Annotated in this window: 13 protein-coding genes; 7 read left to right on the forward strand and 6 right to left on the reverse strand. The window is 69.5% G+C overall.

Annotated elements, in window-relative coordinates; all coding sequences use genetic code 11:
* Window positions 1-26: 26 nt before the first annotated feature.
* The 3 genes from GF068_RS44300 to GF068_RS19920 are packed head-to-tail and all read left to right on the forward strand — an operon-like array spanning window position 27 to window position 3321.
* Complete coding sequence (locus GF068_RS44300; protein ID WP_206079501.1) at window positions 27-1655, forward strand: amidohydrolase; 1629 nt, start codon at window positions 27-29, stop codon at window positions 1653-1655.
* Window positions 1652-2956, forward strand: a complete 1305-nt coding sequence (locus tag GF068_RS46320) for an amidohydrolase family protein (protein WP_153820983.1) — start codon at window positions 1652-1654, stop codon at window positions 2954-2956. The genes GF068_RS44300 and GF068_RS46320 overlap by 4 nt, the downstream gene beginning before the upstream one ends.
* Window positions 2953-3321 carry a hypothetical protein gene (locus GF068_RS19920; protein ID WP_153820984.1) on the forward strand — a complete coding sequence of 123 codons (369 nt, stop codon included), beginning with the start codon at window positions 2953-2955 and terminating at the stop codon, window positions 3319-3321. Before GF068_RS46320 ends, GF068_RS19920 begins: the two co-directional genes overlap by 4 nt.
* A 266-nt stretch (window positions 3322-3587) precedes the next feature.
* On the opposite strand, the gene GF068_RS19925 is transcribed toward GF068_RS19920, so the two are convergent.
* Window positions 3588-4799 (reverse strand): phage head spike fiber domain-containing protein, encoded by a 1212-nt coding sequence (locus GF068_RS19925; protein WP_153820985.1) that lies wholly within the window; start codon window positions 4797-4799, stop codon window positions 3588-3590.
* Between the two features lie 46 nt (window positions 4800-4845).
* Here GF068_RS19925 and GF068_RS19930 point away from each other — a divergent pair, with 46 nt between their 5' ends.
* Window positions 4846-5442 (forward strand): DUF938 domain-containing protein, encoded by a 597-nt coding sequence (locus tag GF068_RS19930; protein WP_153820986.1) that lies wholly within the window; start codon window positions 4846-4848, stop codon window positions 5440-5442.
* Window positions 5443-5446: 4 nt separating this feature from the next.
* Here GF068_RS19930 and GF068_RS19935 read toward each other — a convergent pair whose 3' ends face one another.
* The 5 genes from GF068_RS19935 to ku form a co-directional block, all read right to left on the reverse strand.
* Window positions 5447-7018 (reverse strand): amidohydrolase family protein, encoded by a 1572-nt coding sequence (locus tag GF068_RS19935; protein WP_206079502.1) that lies wholly within the window; start codon window positions 7016-7018, stop codon window positions 5447-5449.
* Window positions 7019-7215: 197 nt separating this feature from the next.
* Window positions 7216-8202, reverse strand: a complete 987-nt coding sequence (locus GF068_RS19940) for a hypothetical protein (RefSeq protein WP_153820988.1) — start codon at window positions 8200-8202, stop codon at window positions 7216-7218.
* Window positions 8203-8321: 119 nt separating this feature from the next.
* Window positions 8322-9134, reverse strand: a complete 813-nt coding sequence (locus GF068_RS19945) for a DUF4339 domain-containing protein (RefSeq protein ID WP_153820989.1) — start codon at window positions 9132-9134, stop codon at window positions 8322-8324.
* Between the two features lie 35 nt (window positions 9135-9169).
* The gene (locus GF068_RS19950; protein WP_153820990.1) at window positions 9170-11023 is read right to left on the reverse strand and encodes an ABC transporter ATP-binding protein; all 1854 of its coding nucleotides are present in this window, start codon (window positions 11021-11023) and stop codon (window positions 9170-9172) included.
* A 53-nt stretch (window positions 11024-11076) separates the two neighbouring features.
* Window positions 11077-11967, reverse strand: coding sequence for a non-homologous end joining protein Ku (ku, locus tag GF068_RS19955; protein WP_153820991.1), 891 nt, complete (start codon window positions 11965-11967; stop codon window positions 11077-11079).
* Window positions 11968-11997: 30 nt separating this feature from the next.
* On the opposite strand from ku, the gene ligD reads away from it, so the two are divergent.
* The 3 genes from ligD to GF068_RS19970 all read left to right on the forward strand — a co-directional run bounded on the left by ligD (window position 11998) and on the right by GF068_RS19970 (window position 16087).
* On the forward strand, window positions 11998-14577 hold the full coding sequence (ligD, locus tag GF068_RS19960) for a DNA ligase D (RefSeq protein WP_153820992.1): 2580 nt from the start codon (window positions 11998-12000) through the stop codon (window positions 14575-14577).
* A gap of 101 nt (window positions 14578-14678) precedes the next feature.
* Window positions 14679-14912, forward strand: a complete 234-nt coding sequence (locus GF068_RS19965; protein ID WP_153820993.1) for a hypothetical protein — start codon at window positions 14679-14681, stop codon at window positions 14910-14912.
* Between the two features lie 239 nt (window positions 14913-15151).
* Window positions 15152-16087: a hypothetical protein gene (locus GF068_RS19970; protein WP_153820994.1), complete on the forward strand. Its 936-nt coding sequence runs from the start codon at window positions 15152-15154 to the stop codon at window positions 16085-16087.

Consider the following 16087-nt stretch of genomic DNA (forward strand, 5'->3'; position numbering starts at 1 on the left):
GTCCCTGTGTGATACCGTCCGCGCCGATGTTGCCTCGCCGCGCGTTTTGGCTCCTCTCGCCGCTCCTCGTCGCTCTGCCTGCTTGTGTCTCCTCCTCGACCTCCGCGCCTCCGAGCACCGCCGCGAAGGCCGATCCGCCTCCGCCCGAGGTCCCCTTCCCCTGGGAGGCCGGCGTCTCCACGGCCGCGGGCACGGAGACGCCCGCGGCGGCGGCGCCCCCTGTCCTCATTCGCAACGCGACGCTCTGGCTCGCCACGGGCAAGACGATCCCGCGTGGCAGCATTCTCCTTCGTGACGGCAAGATCGCCGCGGTCTCCGAGGGGGAGCTCGCGCCGCCCGAGGGCGCGCGGGTCCTCGACGCCGCGGGCAAGTTCGTCACGCCGGGCATCATCGACACGCACTCGCACCTCGGCGTCTACCCCATGCCGGGCGCCGTCGCGCACCTCGACGGCAACGAGGCGAGCTCTCCCGTCACGCCCGACGTCCAGACCGTCGACGGCTTCTGGCCGCAGGATCCGGCCATCGAGCGGGCGGTCGCGGGCGGCGTGACCACGCTCCAGATCTTGCCTGGCTCGGCGAACCTCGTCGGCGGCCGCGCCGTCACCTTGAAGCTCCGCCCTGCCCTCTCGCCCCGGCAGATGCATTTCCCCGGCGCGCCCGACGGCCTCAAGATGGCCTGCGGCGAGAACCCCAAGCGCACCTACGGCATGGCGCGCAAGAGCATGCCCGGCACGCGCATGGGCAACCTCGCCATGCAACGCAAGGCCTTCCTCGAAGCGAAAAAACACGAAGAGGACTGGCAACGATATCGCGTCGCCGAGGCGAACCGCGTCGCCGAGGACCAGAAAAAGCGCGCCGCCCACGAGGCCGAGGCCCTGTCCCGCAAGAAACAACAGGCGCAATGCGCGGACGACCCGTACCTCGCCGCCTGCGCCGAATGGCAAAAGGGCTGGGACAAACCCCTCGACCCCCCGAAGCCGAGCGAACCCGGCGCCCCGCCCCCGCGCGACCCGGCCAAGGAGACGCTCATCGGCGCCCTGCGCGGCAAGGTCCTCGTGCACGTCCATTGTTATCGCGCGGACGACATGCTCGCCATGCTCGCGCTCGCCGACGAGGTCGGCTTCGAGGTGAAGAGCTTTCACCACGCGCTCGAGGCCTACAAGATCCGCGACATCCTCGCGCAGAAGCGCGTCTCCGTCTCCACCTGGGCCGACTGGTGGGGCTTCAAGATGGAGGCGTATGACGGCATCCCCGAGAACGTCGCGCTCGTCCACGAATCGGGCGGCATTCCGATCGTGCACACCGACTCGCCCGAGGGCATCCAGCGCATGAACCAGGAGGCGAGCAAGGCGCTCGCCAGCGGCCGGCGCGCCGGGATGCGCCTCACGGACGAGGACGCCATTCGCTGGCTCACCGCGAACCCCGCCTGGGCCCTCGGCATCGAAAAACGTGTCGGCACGCTCGAGGTCGGCAAGGACGCGGACGTCGTGCTCTGGGATCACCATCCCTTCTCGGTGTATGCCTCGGCCGAGCAGGTCTGGATCGACGGCGCCACCGTGTACGAAAAAGGCAAAAAGCGCCCACCCTGGAGCGATTTCGAGCTCGGCCAGCCCACGGGCCGCCCCACGACCCTTTTGCCCGGAGGTGCGCCGTGATCCGCCATGCCCTCGTCGTTTCCCTCTTCGCCCTGACGATCTCCACGGGCGCCCTCGCGCAGCCGCGCCCCGCGCCGGCGCCCGCGAAGGCCGCGGATCCGGCCGCCGCCGCGCCGATGGCGATCGTCGGCGGGCGCGTCCACACGGGCACGGGCGAGGTCCTCGAAGAGGCCACGATCCTCCTCGACAATGGCCTCGTCCAGAAAATCGGCAAAGGCCTCGCCGTCCCTGCGGGTATCCCCACGATCGACGCCAAGGGCGCCATCGTCACGCCTGGCTTCGTCGACGCGCTCACGGCCGTCGGCCTCGTCGAGGTCTCGCTCGAAGAGGGCACGCACCACGACAATCGTGGCGGCAAGGACCCCATTCGCGCCGCCTTCCGCGCCGCCGACGGCTACAACCCCGCCTCCACCGTCGTCGGTATCACGCGCGCCGAGGGCGTCACGTCTGCCGGCGTCGTCCCCGTGGGTGGCCTTTTTTCCGGACAATCCGCCTGGGCCGACCTCGACGGCGACACCCGCGAGGCGGCCCTCGCGCAAGGCCCGCTCGCGATCCACGTCCACCTCGACGGCGGCCTCGACGGTGACCGCGGCGGCCCGGCTTCGGCCTTGCTCCTCGCGCGTGAGGTCTTCGACGACGCCCGTACGTTCCAGAAAAACCGCGCCGCCTGGGAGCGCAACCAGAGCCGCCCCTTCGCGGCGAGCCGGCTCGACCTCGAATCGATCACGCTCGCCCTCGCCGGCCGGATCCCCGTCGTCTTCCACGTCGATCGCGCCGCCGACATCCTCGCCGCCGTCGCGCTCGCGAAGGAGTTTGGCCTCCGCCCCGTCATCGCGGGTGGCGCCGAGGCGTGGAAGGTCGCCTCGCGCCTCGCGGAATCGAAGGTCTCGGTGATGGTCAATCCCCTCGAACCCGGGCCCACGAGCTTCGACACCCTCGGCACGCGCGACGACAATGCCGCGCTCCTCCACGCCGCGGGCGTCTCCGTCGTCATCACCACGAACGACACCCACAATGCGCGCAAGCTCCGCCAGGTCGCCGGCAACGCCGTCCGCGCCGGATTGCCGCACGCGGCGGCGATCGCGGCGATCACGCGCGCGCCGGCCGAGGCTTATGGGCTCGGCGCGAAATACGGCACGCTCGCCCCGGGCAAGGTCGCCAATCTCGTGGTCTGGTCCGGCGACCCGCTGGAGATCGCCTCGCGCCCGCTCGCCGTCGTCATTCGTGGCAAGAAGGTCGACCTCGCGAACCGCCAATCGGCCCTCTTTTCGCGTTACAGAAAGCTCCCTGCCGCCCGGTGAACGCGCCCGCCCCGCCTCGTTTTCGTATCCGCCTCTTCCTCGAGCGCCTCGCCGTCGGCCATTTCTTCGGCTACCCGCTCGCCTTCGTGTGGGCGGTCGCCTCGATGCCCGTCACGATCCACCTGCATTTCGAGCGCCTCTCGCGGATCGAGCACGACACCGAGTTGATGGGCCAGCTCGTCGTCCGCCTCGTCGCCTGGCCCGCGGGCGTGGTGTTCGTCCTCTCGCACCTCTTCGCAATCGCGTGGGGGCTCGTGCAGGAGAAGCGACGCGGGCAATGGGTCTTCCTCGGCGGGTTCGGCGTGCTCCTCGGGACGGGCGTGCTCTTCGGGGCGGGGAGCTGGCTCTGGTTGTATTTGCGGTGACGCCCCGGAGGCTCACGCGAGCCTCCCGGCGGATACCTACCGACCGCCGGAGGTTGGCTTCATCTCAAAGGCGAGCACCTGCCACCTTCCGGAGGCTCACGCGAGCCTCCCGGCGGGTACCTACCGACCGTCCGGAGGCTCGCGCGAGCCTCCCGGCGGGTACCCACCACCTTCCGGAGGCTCGCGCGAGCCTCCCGGCGGTCACCCACCACCTTCCGGAGGGCTCACGCGAGCCTTCCGGGAGTAGGGAAGGCCACGTTCCCGGCTCATCGGATCTCCAGATACCGCAGGTCCACGCTCTCCTGCGGCCCGTCATTGTCCCCGAGCAACCACGCCCTCGAATCCTCCCCGATCGGCGAAACCGGCCCGATCTTCCGCACCGACCCGTCCCCCTTCGTCGCTCCCTTTATCGAGATCTCCCGCCCGTTCGGCAGGTATCGCGCCCGCACCTCGAGCGCCTGCTCGCGCGACCATTCGAGCCCCTCGATGACCAGGCTATCCGTCGATCCCACCTCGAGCAGCGTCAACGTCCCGCCCGGGTTCATCCGGAGAAACACGTTGTCGTCCTCCACGGCCACGAGGTCGTGCACCACCGTCTGCTCGCTCGACGCGTAATGCGGCGCGTACCGGATCGTCACGTCGAAATAACCCGACGGCGCGAAATCCTCCAGGTCGACGTTCAGCCGATCCGCGTCCCGGTTCACCGGCGCCCCATTCGTGGGGATGAAGCTCGAAGGGTACGTCCCGACCTCCACCTGCGCCCCGAAGACGACGAACTCCGTCGGGCCCATGATCGCCGGCGCGTCCCCGATCGAATCCGTGACGATGTACAGATTCCCCTGATCACTCGCGGCTCTCTTCACGTCGTACCGCTCCCACGCGCCCGCGTCGACGCTCACGAACGACGAATCCCCATAACCGAAATACGCATACGGCGCCTCGCCGCCCGTCCCCATCACCCAGGCCGACGCGACCTGGCCGCCCTCCACGACGATGAAGGGCGCGATCTGGCTCCCCTCGGACCGCAGGCGCACGCCTCCCGCCCCGCCCGCAGGGTCGGGCGCCCCGGGCTCGACGATCATCGGGCTCATGGGCAACGTTTGCCAGCCGGCCCCTCCCCAATCGCTGTACGGGTTCAGGTTCGTCCGCTCCGTCTCCATGACGAGACCCCAGCCCATTCCCACGTTTCGTGGCCTCGCCTCGCCCTTCAGGTATCCGAGCCGTAATGTACCGGGACCAACCTGCGACGTGCGCGGCGCCTCGGTCCTGTTGAAATACTCCAGCCATTCCGGCGTCGTGTACATCATCTCCGGCCCGGGATCGGTCGCCTCCCACACGAGCGGATCCCGCGGCGGCAGGCTGCCCGGATCCTCGTCGAGCGAGAGCTCGCTCCGCAGCCCGCCCACGACCTGACAGCCCAGGGACGGGGCCACGAGGATCCCGAGCCCGAAGACTGTTTTTGCCTTCCAAGCGCGCATCTTGCTAAGCTCCACGGAGGCCAAGATACACCACGGAGAGGCCCTCATGAAGCGACGCGCCCCCGCAGCCGAGAGAAATCGCGAGCCCATCCTGGACGTCCTCCAGCGCGTCCTCCCGGATGGAGCATTCACCCTCGAAATCGCCAGCGGCTCGGGCCAGCACGCCGCGCACTTCGCGGCCCACCTGCCCGGCGTCACCTTTCAGCCGACCGACCCCGACCCCGCCGCGATCACCAGCATCGAGGCCTACCGCGCCGAGCTCGACCTGCCGAACTTCCTCGGCCCCTTGCGGCTCGACGCCGCCGAGGACACCTGGCCCGTCACCCGCGCCGACGCCGTCGTCTGCATCAACATGATTCACATCGCCCCCTTTCGAGCGTGCGAGGGCCTCTTCCGCGGCGCCGCGCGTATCCTCCCCCCGGGCGGCGTGCTCTTCACCTACGGCCCTTATCGTTTCTCCGGCGCGTTCACCGCGCCGAGCAACGAGGCCTTCGACGCCTCGTTACGCGAAATGGACCCGTCCTACGGCGTGCGGGACGTCGACGACCTCGACCGCCTCGCGTCGCAATGGGGGTTCGTCCGCGAGGAGACCGTGCCCATGCCCGCCAACAATCACTGCCTCGTCTTCCGCAAGACGGCCTGAACGATCACTCGCATTTCACGAGAGGCGCGAGCGGCGCGAAATCCCACTCCGACAGGTTCATCTCGTCGTACGCCACGAGCTCCGACGTCAGGATCTGCGTGATCTCGGCCCAGGTCTGCCCGAACTTGTTCGTCGCCGTGCCGCCCGTCTCCGCCACGCAGGCGAACTTCGTCGCCCCGCAAATCTCGAGCGCCTCGCAGCCCGGCGCCGCGGGCCCGAGCGCCACGAGCGCCGCGTCTCCATAAAGCGGCACCCCGTTCACCACGACGAGCGACACGTCCCTCGGCCTCGCCGCGAGCACCGACTCGAACGGCACGCTCCCGTCGCCCGCGATCACCGTCACGTCCGCCTTTTTCCCGACCTCGAGTGAACCGAGCACGTCCGAGAGCCCCAGCGCCTTCGCCGCATTCACCGTCACCATCTGGACCAGCATCAACGGCGAGAGCACGTCCCCGAACGCCTCGTTGTCCACCCTGTCGGCGAAGCGCAATTCATCGAGCAGGTTCTGGCTGCCCCCGAGCGACCAATCCGGCGCGAGCGCCACGTTGATGCCCAGCGACATGGCCAAGGGCACGTTCGTCGTCTTCGTGAGGTCCGTCCCGCCGCCGTAGAGGAACACGTTCGAGCGCGGCGACCACACGAGGCTCATGCCCACGTCGGCCATCTTCGTGAACTCCGCCTCCCCGAACGCGGTCCCGTGCACGATCGTCGTCTCGGGCGCGTAGAGGCAGCCGTCCGGCGTCGTCGCCGTCCCGAGCGTCGTGAACTGTTTCCTCGCCGTCTCGTCCACGCCCTCGCCGCAATGCACGACGAACGCGTCGGTCTTGTCGCTGGCGAAATTCGCGCACACGGAATCGCCGCTCGAAGGCGGGAAGAGCACGGAGACCTGCACCTTGTCCGCGCCGAGGTCGTTGCTCTTTTGATCGATCGTCCTGGCGAGCGAACCATAACACGTCTTGTCGATCGGGTTCGCCGCGCCCGCGATGCTCGTCGTCCCGGCGACGAGGCCCTTCATCTCGCCGTACTTGTTCATCTCGCAGCCGAAGCCCGGGTCGAGGTTCGGCGTCCCCTCGCCGTTCATGTATTGCTTCGCGTCGACCATCGCCTGGTAACGCGGCTCGTTCGGCCACTGGTTGTGGTTGCCGTACGGCTTCGAGGGGCTCCAGTCCGACTCGTCGAACATGTCGAACAGGATGTGGTTGTGCGTGTCGATCATCCCCGGCAGGATGATCCCGTTCGTCTCGACGACCGTCGCGTCCGCGGCGCCCGGCGCGTCCGCGCACGACGCGCCCACGCACGTCAGCGTGTCGCTCTCGATGAGCACCTCCCCCGCGAATGCCTTGTCCGGGGTGACCACGCACCCGACGAGCCGCAGCTTCCCGGGCATCCCGACCTTCGTCACCTCGGGCGGGCCCACCTCGGCCACGCAATCGGTCACGACCGGCGCATGCCCGCCGCCGCCGCCGGTGCCCCCGGCTCCGCCCATTCCGCCCGCGCCGCCCGTTCCGCCGGCGCCGCCCATTCCGCCCGCGCCCCCGGCGCCGCCCATCCCCGCGTCGCCGCCCGCTCCCCCCATGCCTCCCATGCCTCCATCAACGTCCACCGGCAGGGGATTGCTCGGCGTGGGCACTTGCTCGTTCGAGCAACCGACCACCGAGACCAACCCAAGAGCCCAAAGGATGAAGGTTCGCGAGGAGGCCACGGGTCGAAGGTACAGGTTTTCCCCCCGAATGACACGACGTTTTTCGTGTCATCTCCGTGGCACGCGGCGCGTCAATCGGCCCTGCGCAGAGCCGTGAGGGGACCTCGCAGCAGGCCACCCTCGAACCCTTCGTCGAGGAAGGCAGACCCGCCGCCCTTTTCCACCACGATTGCGTGAACGCCCTGGTCGGTCGCGACGAGCGCCCGGTCCCCGGCCACGCAGAGATCACGCGAGAAAAACGTACCTGCGCGACGAACCCGCCCCTCGAGCCCCACCTCGGTCACGCCGAGGACCACGTCCTCCTCACCGAGCGTCGCGATCCACAACGTATTCGTCGACAGCACGAGCGCCGCCCCGCCGAGCACCTCCGCCGCCTCGATCCGCTCGATCCCCGGCCCGACCCCGAGCACCTCGGCCTGCCCCGCGCCCGCCGCATTCACTCGGCGCACTGCGAGATCACCGCCCGCGACGTCCCAGAGCAGCCCCGCCTCGCTCGACGTGGGCACGAATCGGGCCGTCGGCGGCTCGATGCTTGGAGCTCCAAGGGTCTGTCCGACCGTCACGATCACCTCGTCGCCCGCCAGCGTCCCCGACACCCGCATCAATGTGTCGTCGTTCACGCCGTACGACAGCACCTCGATCCGCTCCCCCTCCCTCCACGCCGAAGCGGGCCGCGGCGCATAGGCCCCTTTTGCGATCTTCCCTTCCCGCAGCACCTTCCACCGGGGGCCGTACGTCGCCTGCTCGAACACCCAGAGCCCCTCGTTCGTCGCGAAGAGCGCCGCGCCCCCATCCACCCAGGCCGCGTGCGCGCACGCCCCCACCGCGCCCTCGTGCAGGGGACACACCCGGATCTCCCCGCCCGACGCGTCCTCGTTCTCCTCGAGCACCCATAACCGCGAGCCGTCCGGCGCCACGGTCACGTCCCGCGGCGTCCCTCCGCCCCCTTCCGCCGCGCTCGTCACGGCCCCCGTCGCCGCGTCGAAGACCTGGACCTCCCCGCCCACGCCAAACCCCACGACATACCACATCTCGGCTTCGGAAGAAATCTGTTTCACCTCCAACGGTTCATCCTGCCGACACGCCGACAACCCCAGAAGCCCGATTCCCAGCAACCATCCTCGCGTCATGCCCCTCCATCGACGCGACCCCCGCGGCAGTTGCGTGAAATCGTCCTCTAGGGACAACGAATCCGCGTGGGCAATGGCTCACACCGCGCCACGCCTTTGTGCAACACGCAACACGCCTCATGCGCTCCGTGGCAGGGACAATCCTTCGGCTTCGTACCGTCCCCGCAGAGCACGCCGCGTGTCTTCTCGAACTCGGCCTGATCGGCGCGCAGGAGCGGCAGCTCCTTCGACGAGAGCAGCGCGAGCGCCCGCGCCGCCTCGGGCTTTCGTTTCTCCGCCGCCGGCAGCGTCTCGAGCAGCGCCCGCGCCTTGCAAACCGCCACGCGCGCCTCCATCGCCGGGCCCGCGAGCGCCGCGCTCGCCAGCTTCACGCGCTCGCTCGTGGAAAGGTTCGCGGCGTTCGCCGCCTCGATCGCCTCCTCGATCGCCTCCTCGATCGCGCCAGGCTCCGCCGCGCTCGGCGCCTCGGCGGGCGCCGGCTCCGCGCTCGCACTCGCCGCGCCCGTGCCTGCGCGCCATCGATCCTCGATCTCACGCACCAGCCCGTCCTTGTTCTCCGCGACATGGCCATAAGCCACCACCGCGACCACCACGGAGGCGACCGCCACGGCGACCCGCACGAGCTCCATCCGCGTATATGCGAGCCACTTTCCGCGGCGCGGCATGTCCTTGCCTCGCGCGCTCCGCGCCACGAGCTCGTCCGCGAACGCGGGGTGATCGTCGAGCGCAATCCACGTCTCCAGCCCCTCCGGCCGCACGCGCGTCGCCGAGGGCAAGCCGCGCTTGATGGCCCAGAGCACGGCCTCCTCGCTCATCGGACCGATCGTCTTCTCGCCGTCGTGGAGCTCCCACCCGGGCATGATCGCTCAAGTTACCACGGCTCGACGGTTGCGGCTCAAAGAACCTGCGCCCCTTCGGTCGTCGAGACCAGCGCCAATACGTTGACCGCCGCCCCGACGCGCTCGCCCGTCACGCCGCCTTCGCGCCCCCCTTCGAGCTGCCGCTCCACGAGCCTCCGATACAGCCCGCCCTGCTGCATCAGCGTCGCGTGATCCCCGCTCTGCACGATCTTGCCGTCCTCGATCACCACCACCCGGTCCGCCCCCATCACCGTCGACAATCGGTGCGCGATGATCAGCGTCGTCCGGCCTCGCATCAATCGGTCGAGCGCCTCTTTCACGAGGTGCTCGCTCTCCGCGTCGAGCGCGCTCGTCGCCTCGTCCAGCACCAGGATCCGCGGATCTTTCAGCACCGCGCGCGCGATCGCCACCCTCTGCTTCTGCCCCCCGGAGAGCTTCACCCCTCGCTCGCCCACCAGCGTCGCGTATCCCTCCGGGAACTTCGAAACGAACTCGTGCGCGTTCGCCGCCCGCGCCGCCGCCTCCACCTCGGCCTCCGTCGCGGTTGTCCTGCCATACCGAATGTTGTCCGCCACGCTGCAAGAAAACAGCATCGGCTCTTGCGACACCACCCCCACGTTGCGCCGCAGCCATTCCGGCGAGAGCTCCCGCAGGTCCTTCCCGTCGAGCGTGATCCGCCCCTCGCTCGGATCGTACAGGCGCAAGAGCAAGGCCGCGATCGTCGATTTCCCCGAGCCCGACGGGCCCACGAGCGCCACCACCTCGCCCGGCGCGATCGTGAGGTCGAGGCCCCGCAGCACAGGAAGATCCTTTCGCGATGGATAAACGAAGCTCACCTTCGAGAGCTCGATTCCGCCCTCCACCACCTCGGGCCGCGCGCCCTCGGCGAGCGGAATCGCGGGCGGGCGATCGATCAGCTCGAACACCCGCTCCGCCGCGCCCGACGCCCGCATCAGGTCCGCCCAGAGCTCGCTCATCCCGCCCAGCGAAAACGCCACCATCAACGTGTAAATCAGGAACGACGTCAGGCCGCCGGGCGTCATCTCGCCCTGCGCGACGAGCCGCCCGCCGTACCACAACACCAGCGCGAGCGCCGCGAACGCCGCGAACGACGAGACGCTCATGAAGACCGAGCTCGTCACGATGCGCCGCCATACCACCGCGAACGCGTCCCATACCGCCGACGTGTATCGATTCGCCTCCGTCCTCTCCGCGGCGAACGCCCGCACCGTCCGGATGCCCGCGATCGTCTCCTCGGCGACCTCGTTCGCCCGGGCGAGCGCGTCCTGCGCCTCCCGCGACAGCTTGCGCACGCGGCGCCCATACGCGACGGCCCCGAGCGCCACCGGCGGTACCACCCCGAGCATCACCGCCGTGAGAATGGGCGACGTGTACACGAGGAAACCGACGCCGCCGAGCACCTGCGCCGCGAAACGCAGGCCCATCGAGATGTTCACGCTCACCGCGTTTTGCACGAGCGTGGTATCCGCGGCGAGTCGGCTCGTGAGCTCGCCCGTCTTGCGCTCGTCGAAAAAGGCGATCTCCTGCGCGAGCAGGTGCTCGAACAGATCACGCCGGAGGCGCGTCACCACCCGCTCGCCCGCGCTCGTGAAAAGCACGAACCGCAGCGCCGTCGTCGTCGCCTGCACGGCCGCCAGCGCGACCAGCGCCAGGGCCGCCCGATCGATCGTCCAGAACCCGTCCGCCTTGCCCACCGCGCGGTCCAGGATCACCCGGAACGCCTGCGGCACGAGCAGGCCCATCAGCGTCCCGATGACGAGGAACAAGGTCCCGGCCGCGAGCCGGGCGACCTCCGGGCGAGCGAGCCCGAGCAAGCGGCCCAGGGACATGTTCGTCGGAGGGGCGGGTTTGTCCGGATCGGAGCCCATGATCCGGCGCTTTTACCACGGAGCCCGCCCGCGGACGACGCTGCTCGGCTTCTTTATCCTGCTTTCCGCACGCGCTCGCGCGGCGCGCGCCTCGGCGCGGCCTTCTTCAACGCCGGCCGCGGTCCCTCCTCCTCGGCCGGCGCCTCCTCGGCGGCGGGGGCGGGCTTCTCCTCCTTCTTTCCGGCCAGGCTCTGCTTGAGCGCCTCGAACAGATCGATGATCTGCGCCTGCGGCTCGGCCGGCGGCAGCGAGATCTCCTGCCCTGCCACCTTCTTCTCGATGAGGCCCGTCAGCCGATCTTGATATTGGTCGTGGAAATTCTCCGGGTGGAACGCGTCCGCCGACAGCTCGCCGATGAGCCGGTCCGCGAGATCCTCCTCCTGCGGCCGGAACTCCACCTTCGCCGCCGGCGCGACCTCCTCGAACGGCCGCACCTCGTCCGCGTAATACACCTGGTGCATGATGAGCCCGCCCTTGTATGGCCGCAAAAGGACGAGCTGATCCTTGCCGCGGGCGCCATACCGGCCCACCGCCATCTTCTTCGTCCGCGCCATCGCGTCGGCGAGCAGCTTGTACGCCCGTCCGCCGCCCTTGTCCGGGCCGAGGTAATTCGTCTTGTCGACGTAAAGCAGGTCGACGGTCTCTGCCGGGACGAACTCGACGATGTCGATCCGCTCCGTCCGCTCGGCGCGCACCGCGTCGAGGTCCTCGTCCGTCACCTCGACGTATTGCTCCCGCGCGTACTCGAAGCCCCGCATCGTGTCCGATCGCTCGATCACCTCGCGGTCGTACGGACAGTACAGCTGTTGTTTGACGCGGGTCCCGCATTTCTTGTGAAGCATGTGGAAACCGACGCCGTGGGAAGACGTGGCCGTGTACATCTTGACCGGAATGGAAACCAGGCCAAACGAGATGGTCCCCGTGCCCGTGGATCGCGCAGCCATGCGCGTCGATCCTTGCAAAGGTCGTGGACGATGCCGGAGGACCCTGTGGACGGATCAGCGAAGCTCGACGCGTACCGGAAAAAGCGTGATCCCGGGCAAACGCCCGAGCCCTTCGCCGCCCCCGCCGGCTCGCCCGGCGAGACGACGGAGGGCGCGTACGTCGTGCACCTGCACGACGCTCGCCGCCGCCATTACGACCTGCGCCTCGAGGTGGGCGGCGCGCTCGAGAGTTTCTCCGTGCCGAAGGGCCCCACGCTCCATCCGGGCGAGCGCCGCCTCGCCGTCCGCACCGAGCCGCACCCGATCGAATATCTGCATTTCGAGGACGTCATCCCCGAGGGCAATTACGGTGCCGGCCCCATGATCGCCTGGGACACCGGTAGCGTCCGGTACCTGGGCGAACCTGCCGAAGAACAGTTACGCAAGGGCAAACTCGAGTTCGAGCTCTCGGGCCACAAGCTCCACGGCCGCTTCCTCCTGGTCCGCCTGAAGGACTCCGAGAAAGACTGGCTCCTCTTCAAGAAACACGACGCCTTCGCGGATCCCGGCCGCGACATCGTCCAGGAAAAACCTCGCTCCGTCCTCTCCGGCCTCGACGTCGCCGAGCTCGGCCACGCGAAGGACATCGAGGGCGAGCTCCTCTCCCGCGCCGAGGCCCTCGGCGCCCCCACGGGTTCCATCGAGACGAACATGGTCCCCATGCGCGCCTGCCCCGCCCCGAAGGGCTCGCTCGGCTCGGACTACGTCTTCGAGCTCAAGCTGGACGGCGTCCGCTGCATTGCCCGGAAAAACGGCTCGGACGTCCTCCTCCAGTCGCGCACCCTCCGCGACGTCTCGCGTGTCTATCCCGAGGTCGCGCGCGCCGTGCACAAACTCCCCGCCGCCCGCCTCGTCCTCGACGGCGAGCTCATCGCCCTCGACCAGGCCGGGCAGCCGAGCTTCCAGCGCCTCGCCCAGCGCATCCACCTCGCGAGGGGCGCCGACATCCGCCGCGCCGAGGTCCGGCTCCCCGTCCTTTACGTGGTCTTCGACCTGCTCGCCATCGGCGACCGCGACCTGCGCCGCCTCCCCCTCCACGCCCGCAAAGAGCTCCTCCATCACCTCGTCCGCGCGCCCGGCGAGATTCGCTCCCTCGACATGATCGAGGGCGACCCCACGATGCTCCTCGATTTCTGCCGCGAGCGCCGGATGGAAGGCCTCGTCGCCAAGCGGCGCGACGCCCCCTATCGCCCCGGCCCCGCGCGTTCGTACGACTGGATCAAGCTCAAGTGCGAGCGCGACGACGATTTCGTGGTCGTGGGGTATACCCTCGGCGAAGGCGCCCGCGCCCGGCTCGGCGCGCTCGACGTCGCCGCCTTCGAGGCCGGCGAGCTCCGCTACCGCGGCAAGGTCGGCAGCGGCCTCGACGCCGATTCCATCGAGGCCCTGCTCGCGCGCCTCGACCCCTCGCGCACGGACAAACCCACCGCCGGGGGCGCTTACAACGCCGCGCCGCGCGGACGCGTCCACGTCCGGCCCGAGCTCGTCGTCTCCGTGCGTTTTTCCGGGTACACCGACGAGGGCAACCTGCGCTTCCCGGTTTTTCGCGGGATCCGGGACGACGTCGCGCCCGAGGAGTGCGTGGCCTCGCCGCACGCCGATCGTGAGGAGAGCGAAATCGAGCGCCTCGCGGCCGAGTCCGCCCACGCGGGCGCCGCCGCGGCCGGGCCGAGCAAGATCCCCGTCAGCAACCCCGACAAGGTCCTCTTCCCCGCGGACGGCATCACGAAGCGCGACATCGCCGATTATTACGCCGCCGTTGCGCCCGTCCTCCTGCCGCACCTCCGCGACCGGCCGGTGATGCTCGTGCGTTACCCCGACGGCATCACCGGCAAGTTTTTTTATCAATGGAACGTCCCCGCCGGCCTGCCCGACTGGGTGCCCACGCTCCGCGTCCGCTTGCCGGGCCGCGAGGAGGAAATGGAGGTCTTCCACATCCGCGACGAGGCCACCCTCCTCCTTGTCGCGAGCCTCGGCGCGATCCCCATTCACGTGATCGCCTCCCGCGTCCCGCACCTCGAGCAGGCCGATTTCCTCAACATCGACCTCGACATCAGCGGCGGGACGTTCTCCCATGTCCTCACCCTCGCGCGCTCGCTGAAGGACCTGCTCGATCGGATCGGCCTCACCGGTTTTCCCAAGACGAGCGGCCAGTCCGGCCTGCACGTCTTCGTCCCGCTCGGCCCCGATATCTCCTACGAGACGGCGCGCGCCCTCGCCGATCTGCTCGGCCACATGCTCGTCCGCGAGCACCCGGACATCGCCACCATGGAGCGCTCGAAGGCGCGCCGCGGCCCTCGCGTCTATGTTGATACTGGACAAACCGGCGCATCCCGCACCATCGTCGCCCCGTACGCCGTACGCGCCGTCCAGGGTGCGCGCGTCTCCACGCCGCTCGGCTGGGACGAGGTCGACGCGTCGCTCGATCCCCGCGCCTTCGACATTCGCACGGTCCCCCGCCGCGTGGCGCGCACCTTCGACCCGATGGCAGCGCTGCTCACGGAGACCCCCGCCGTGCTCGCGGCCATCGAGCGGCTCGGAAAGCTCGCCCTCGGCCGCCACGTCGCTTGACCCGCCTCCACGCAAAGAGCGCCACGCCACCCCCTGAACGCCCGCGCCCGGCGCGACAACTCGTGGTAGGAGGGGGCGAACGCACCACCGAGGAGTTCATCATGCGACGCGCCTTCCAGACCTTCGTGCTCACCTCCTTCCTTGGCCTCGCCCTCGCCGCCTGCGGCGGTTACTCGGAGGACGAAGCCACCACGAAGTGCGACCTCGAACGCACCGCCAAGGCCGCCTGCATGAACGACGCGGCCTACCAGCAGTGCCTGAGCTGCTTCCAGGAGTGCGGCGACACCTGCGCCATCGCCGAGTCCTGCCCCCTGCAGTACATCTGCGCCGAGTGATCCCGCCCACGCATTGACGCCCTCGAGCCGATGTGGCTCGGAGCACCGGGCCGTGCCGGGGAAAAACATCCGCCCGTGCGCAGCGGCGCCTTTGCCTTACCGCCCCGGTCACGATCGGCGCGGCCGTGCACCTGGCCAAACCAAAAAAGTGCACGCGCCGGGACGAGATTCGTTGCCTGGAGCGGAAAGGCAGTGAAACCTTCCAGGGGTTTGCCCCGTCCAACTCGCGGTACAGCGCCATGACCTTCGACCCCTTCCTCCACGACGATCCGCCCGACACCCGCCACGACGCACCCACGAGGCGCATGATGGAAGGGTTTCTCGAGGACGACGTCGCGTCGAGCGACGGCCCGAAGACCCGCGCGATGCGCCCGGACGAACGGGAAATGGCGCTGCTCGGGCCCGAGGCGGGCCGATTCGAAGGCGACACGGCGGCCTGGGACGACGAGCCCGCCGCGCCCGTCTTCCCCCCGTCGTTCGCCGACGCGGAGGACGAAGACGCGGCCCTCGCCGGTCTCGCCGAACTGTCAATACGGTGCGATCGGAAGACGTTACCCTCGGCCCGCTTCACCCAGCTCGGGCAGCCCCTCGCCGCCCCGCATTTCGCCGACCTCGGCTGGGAAAACACGCTCGGCGCGGACGAGACCTCCGGGGACGAAACCCCGATCCCTGGCTCGGACGAGCCGCCGATCTCCTCGCCTTCGATCTGGGGACGGGTGCAGCAGTTCGTGGCCCGCCTCGCCTCGAAGCGCACGCCGCCGAACCCTTCGGCCTCACACGCGCGGAGCACGGCGCGCGCGCTCGCGGACCTCGTGTGGACGATGGAGGACGCGGACCTCGAGGTCCTGGCCTCGCACATCGAGCGCGTGGTCTCGCTCCGCCAGCTCGGCCCCGACGCCTACGCGGAGGCGCGGATCCTCGACGCGCTCGGCGCGCTGGAGTCGGCGGACCGCGCCTCGGGCGGCATCCCGCTCACGGCCCTGCGCGCCCACATGCCGGAGGTGTCGCGCGGCGCGCTCGACGCGGCCCTCCTGCGCCTCGAAGAGCGCCGCTTCCTCGCGCTCGCCCCCGCCGACGACGTGCCCGAGCAGGACGCGCTGCGCGATCCGAAACGAGGGCTGCTCGGTCGGTGCGCGCTGCTGGCGGCTTCGACGACGGGACGAACGCGAAGCTAA

The sequence above is a fragment of the Polyangium spumosum genome, from assembly GCF_009649845.1.
GTDB lineage: Bacteria > Myxococcota_A > Polyangia > Polyangiales > Polyangiaceae > Polyangium > Polyangium spumosum.

Excerpts from the sequence above, each read along its gene's own strand:
- GF068_RS19935 (WP_206079502.1), bottom strand. The coding sequence starts at position 7,018 with ATGGGGGGAGCGGGCGGCGACGCGGGGATGGGCGGCGCCGGGGGCGCG.
- GF068_RS19970 (WP_153820994.1), top strand. The coding sequence starts at position 15,152 with ATGACCTTCGACCCCTTCCTCCACGACGATCCGCCCGACACCCGCCAC.
- GF068_RS44300 (WP_206079501.1), top strand. The coding sequence starts at position 27 with ATGTTGCCTCGCCGCGCGTTTTGGCTCCTCTCGCCGCTCCTCGTCGCT.
- GF068_RS19950 (WP_153820990.1), bottom strand. The coding sequence starts at position 11,023 with ATGGGCTCCGATCCGGACAAACCCGCCCCTCCGACGAACATGTCCCTG.
- GF068_RS19965 (WP_153820993.1), top strand. The coding sequence starts at position 14,679 with ATGCGACGCGCCTTCCAGACCTTCGTGCTCACCTCCTTCCTTGGCCTC.
- GF068_RS19945 (WP_153820989.1), bottom strand. The coding sequence starts at position 9,134 with ATGCCCGGGTGGGAGCTCCACGACGGCGAGAAGACGATCGGTCCGATG.
- GF068_RS19925 (WP_153820985.1), bottom strand. The coding sequence starts at position 4,799 with ATGCGCGCTTGGAAGGCAAAAACAGTCTTCGGGCTCGGGATCCTCGTG.
- GF068_RS19930 (WP_153820986.1), top strand. The coding sequence starts at position 4,846 with ATGAAGCGACGCGCCCCCGCAGCCGAGAGAAATCGCGAGCCCATCCTG.
- ligD (WP_153820992.1), top strand. The coding sequence starts at position 11,998 with ATGCCGGAGGACCCTGTGGACGGATCAGCGAAGCTCGACGCGTACCGG.
- ku (WP_153820991.1), bottom strand. The coding sequence starts at position 11,967 with ATGGCTGCGCGATCCACGGGCACGGGGACCATCTCGTTTGGCCTGGTT.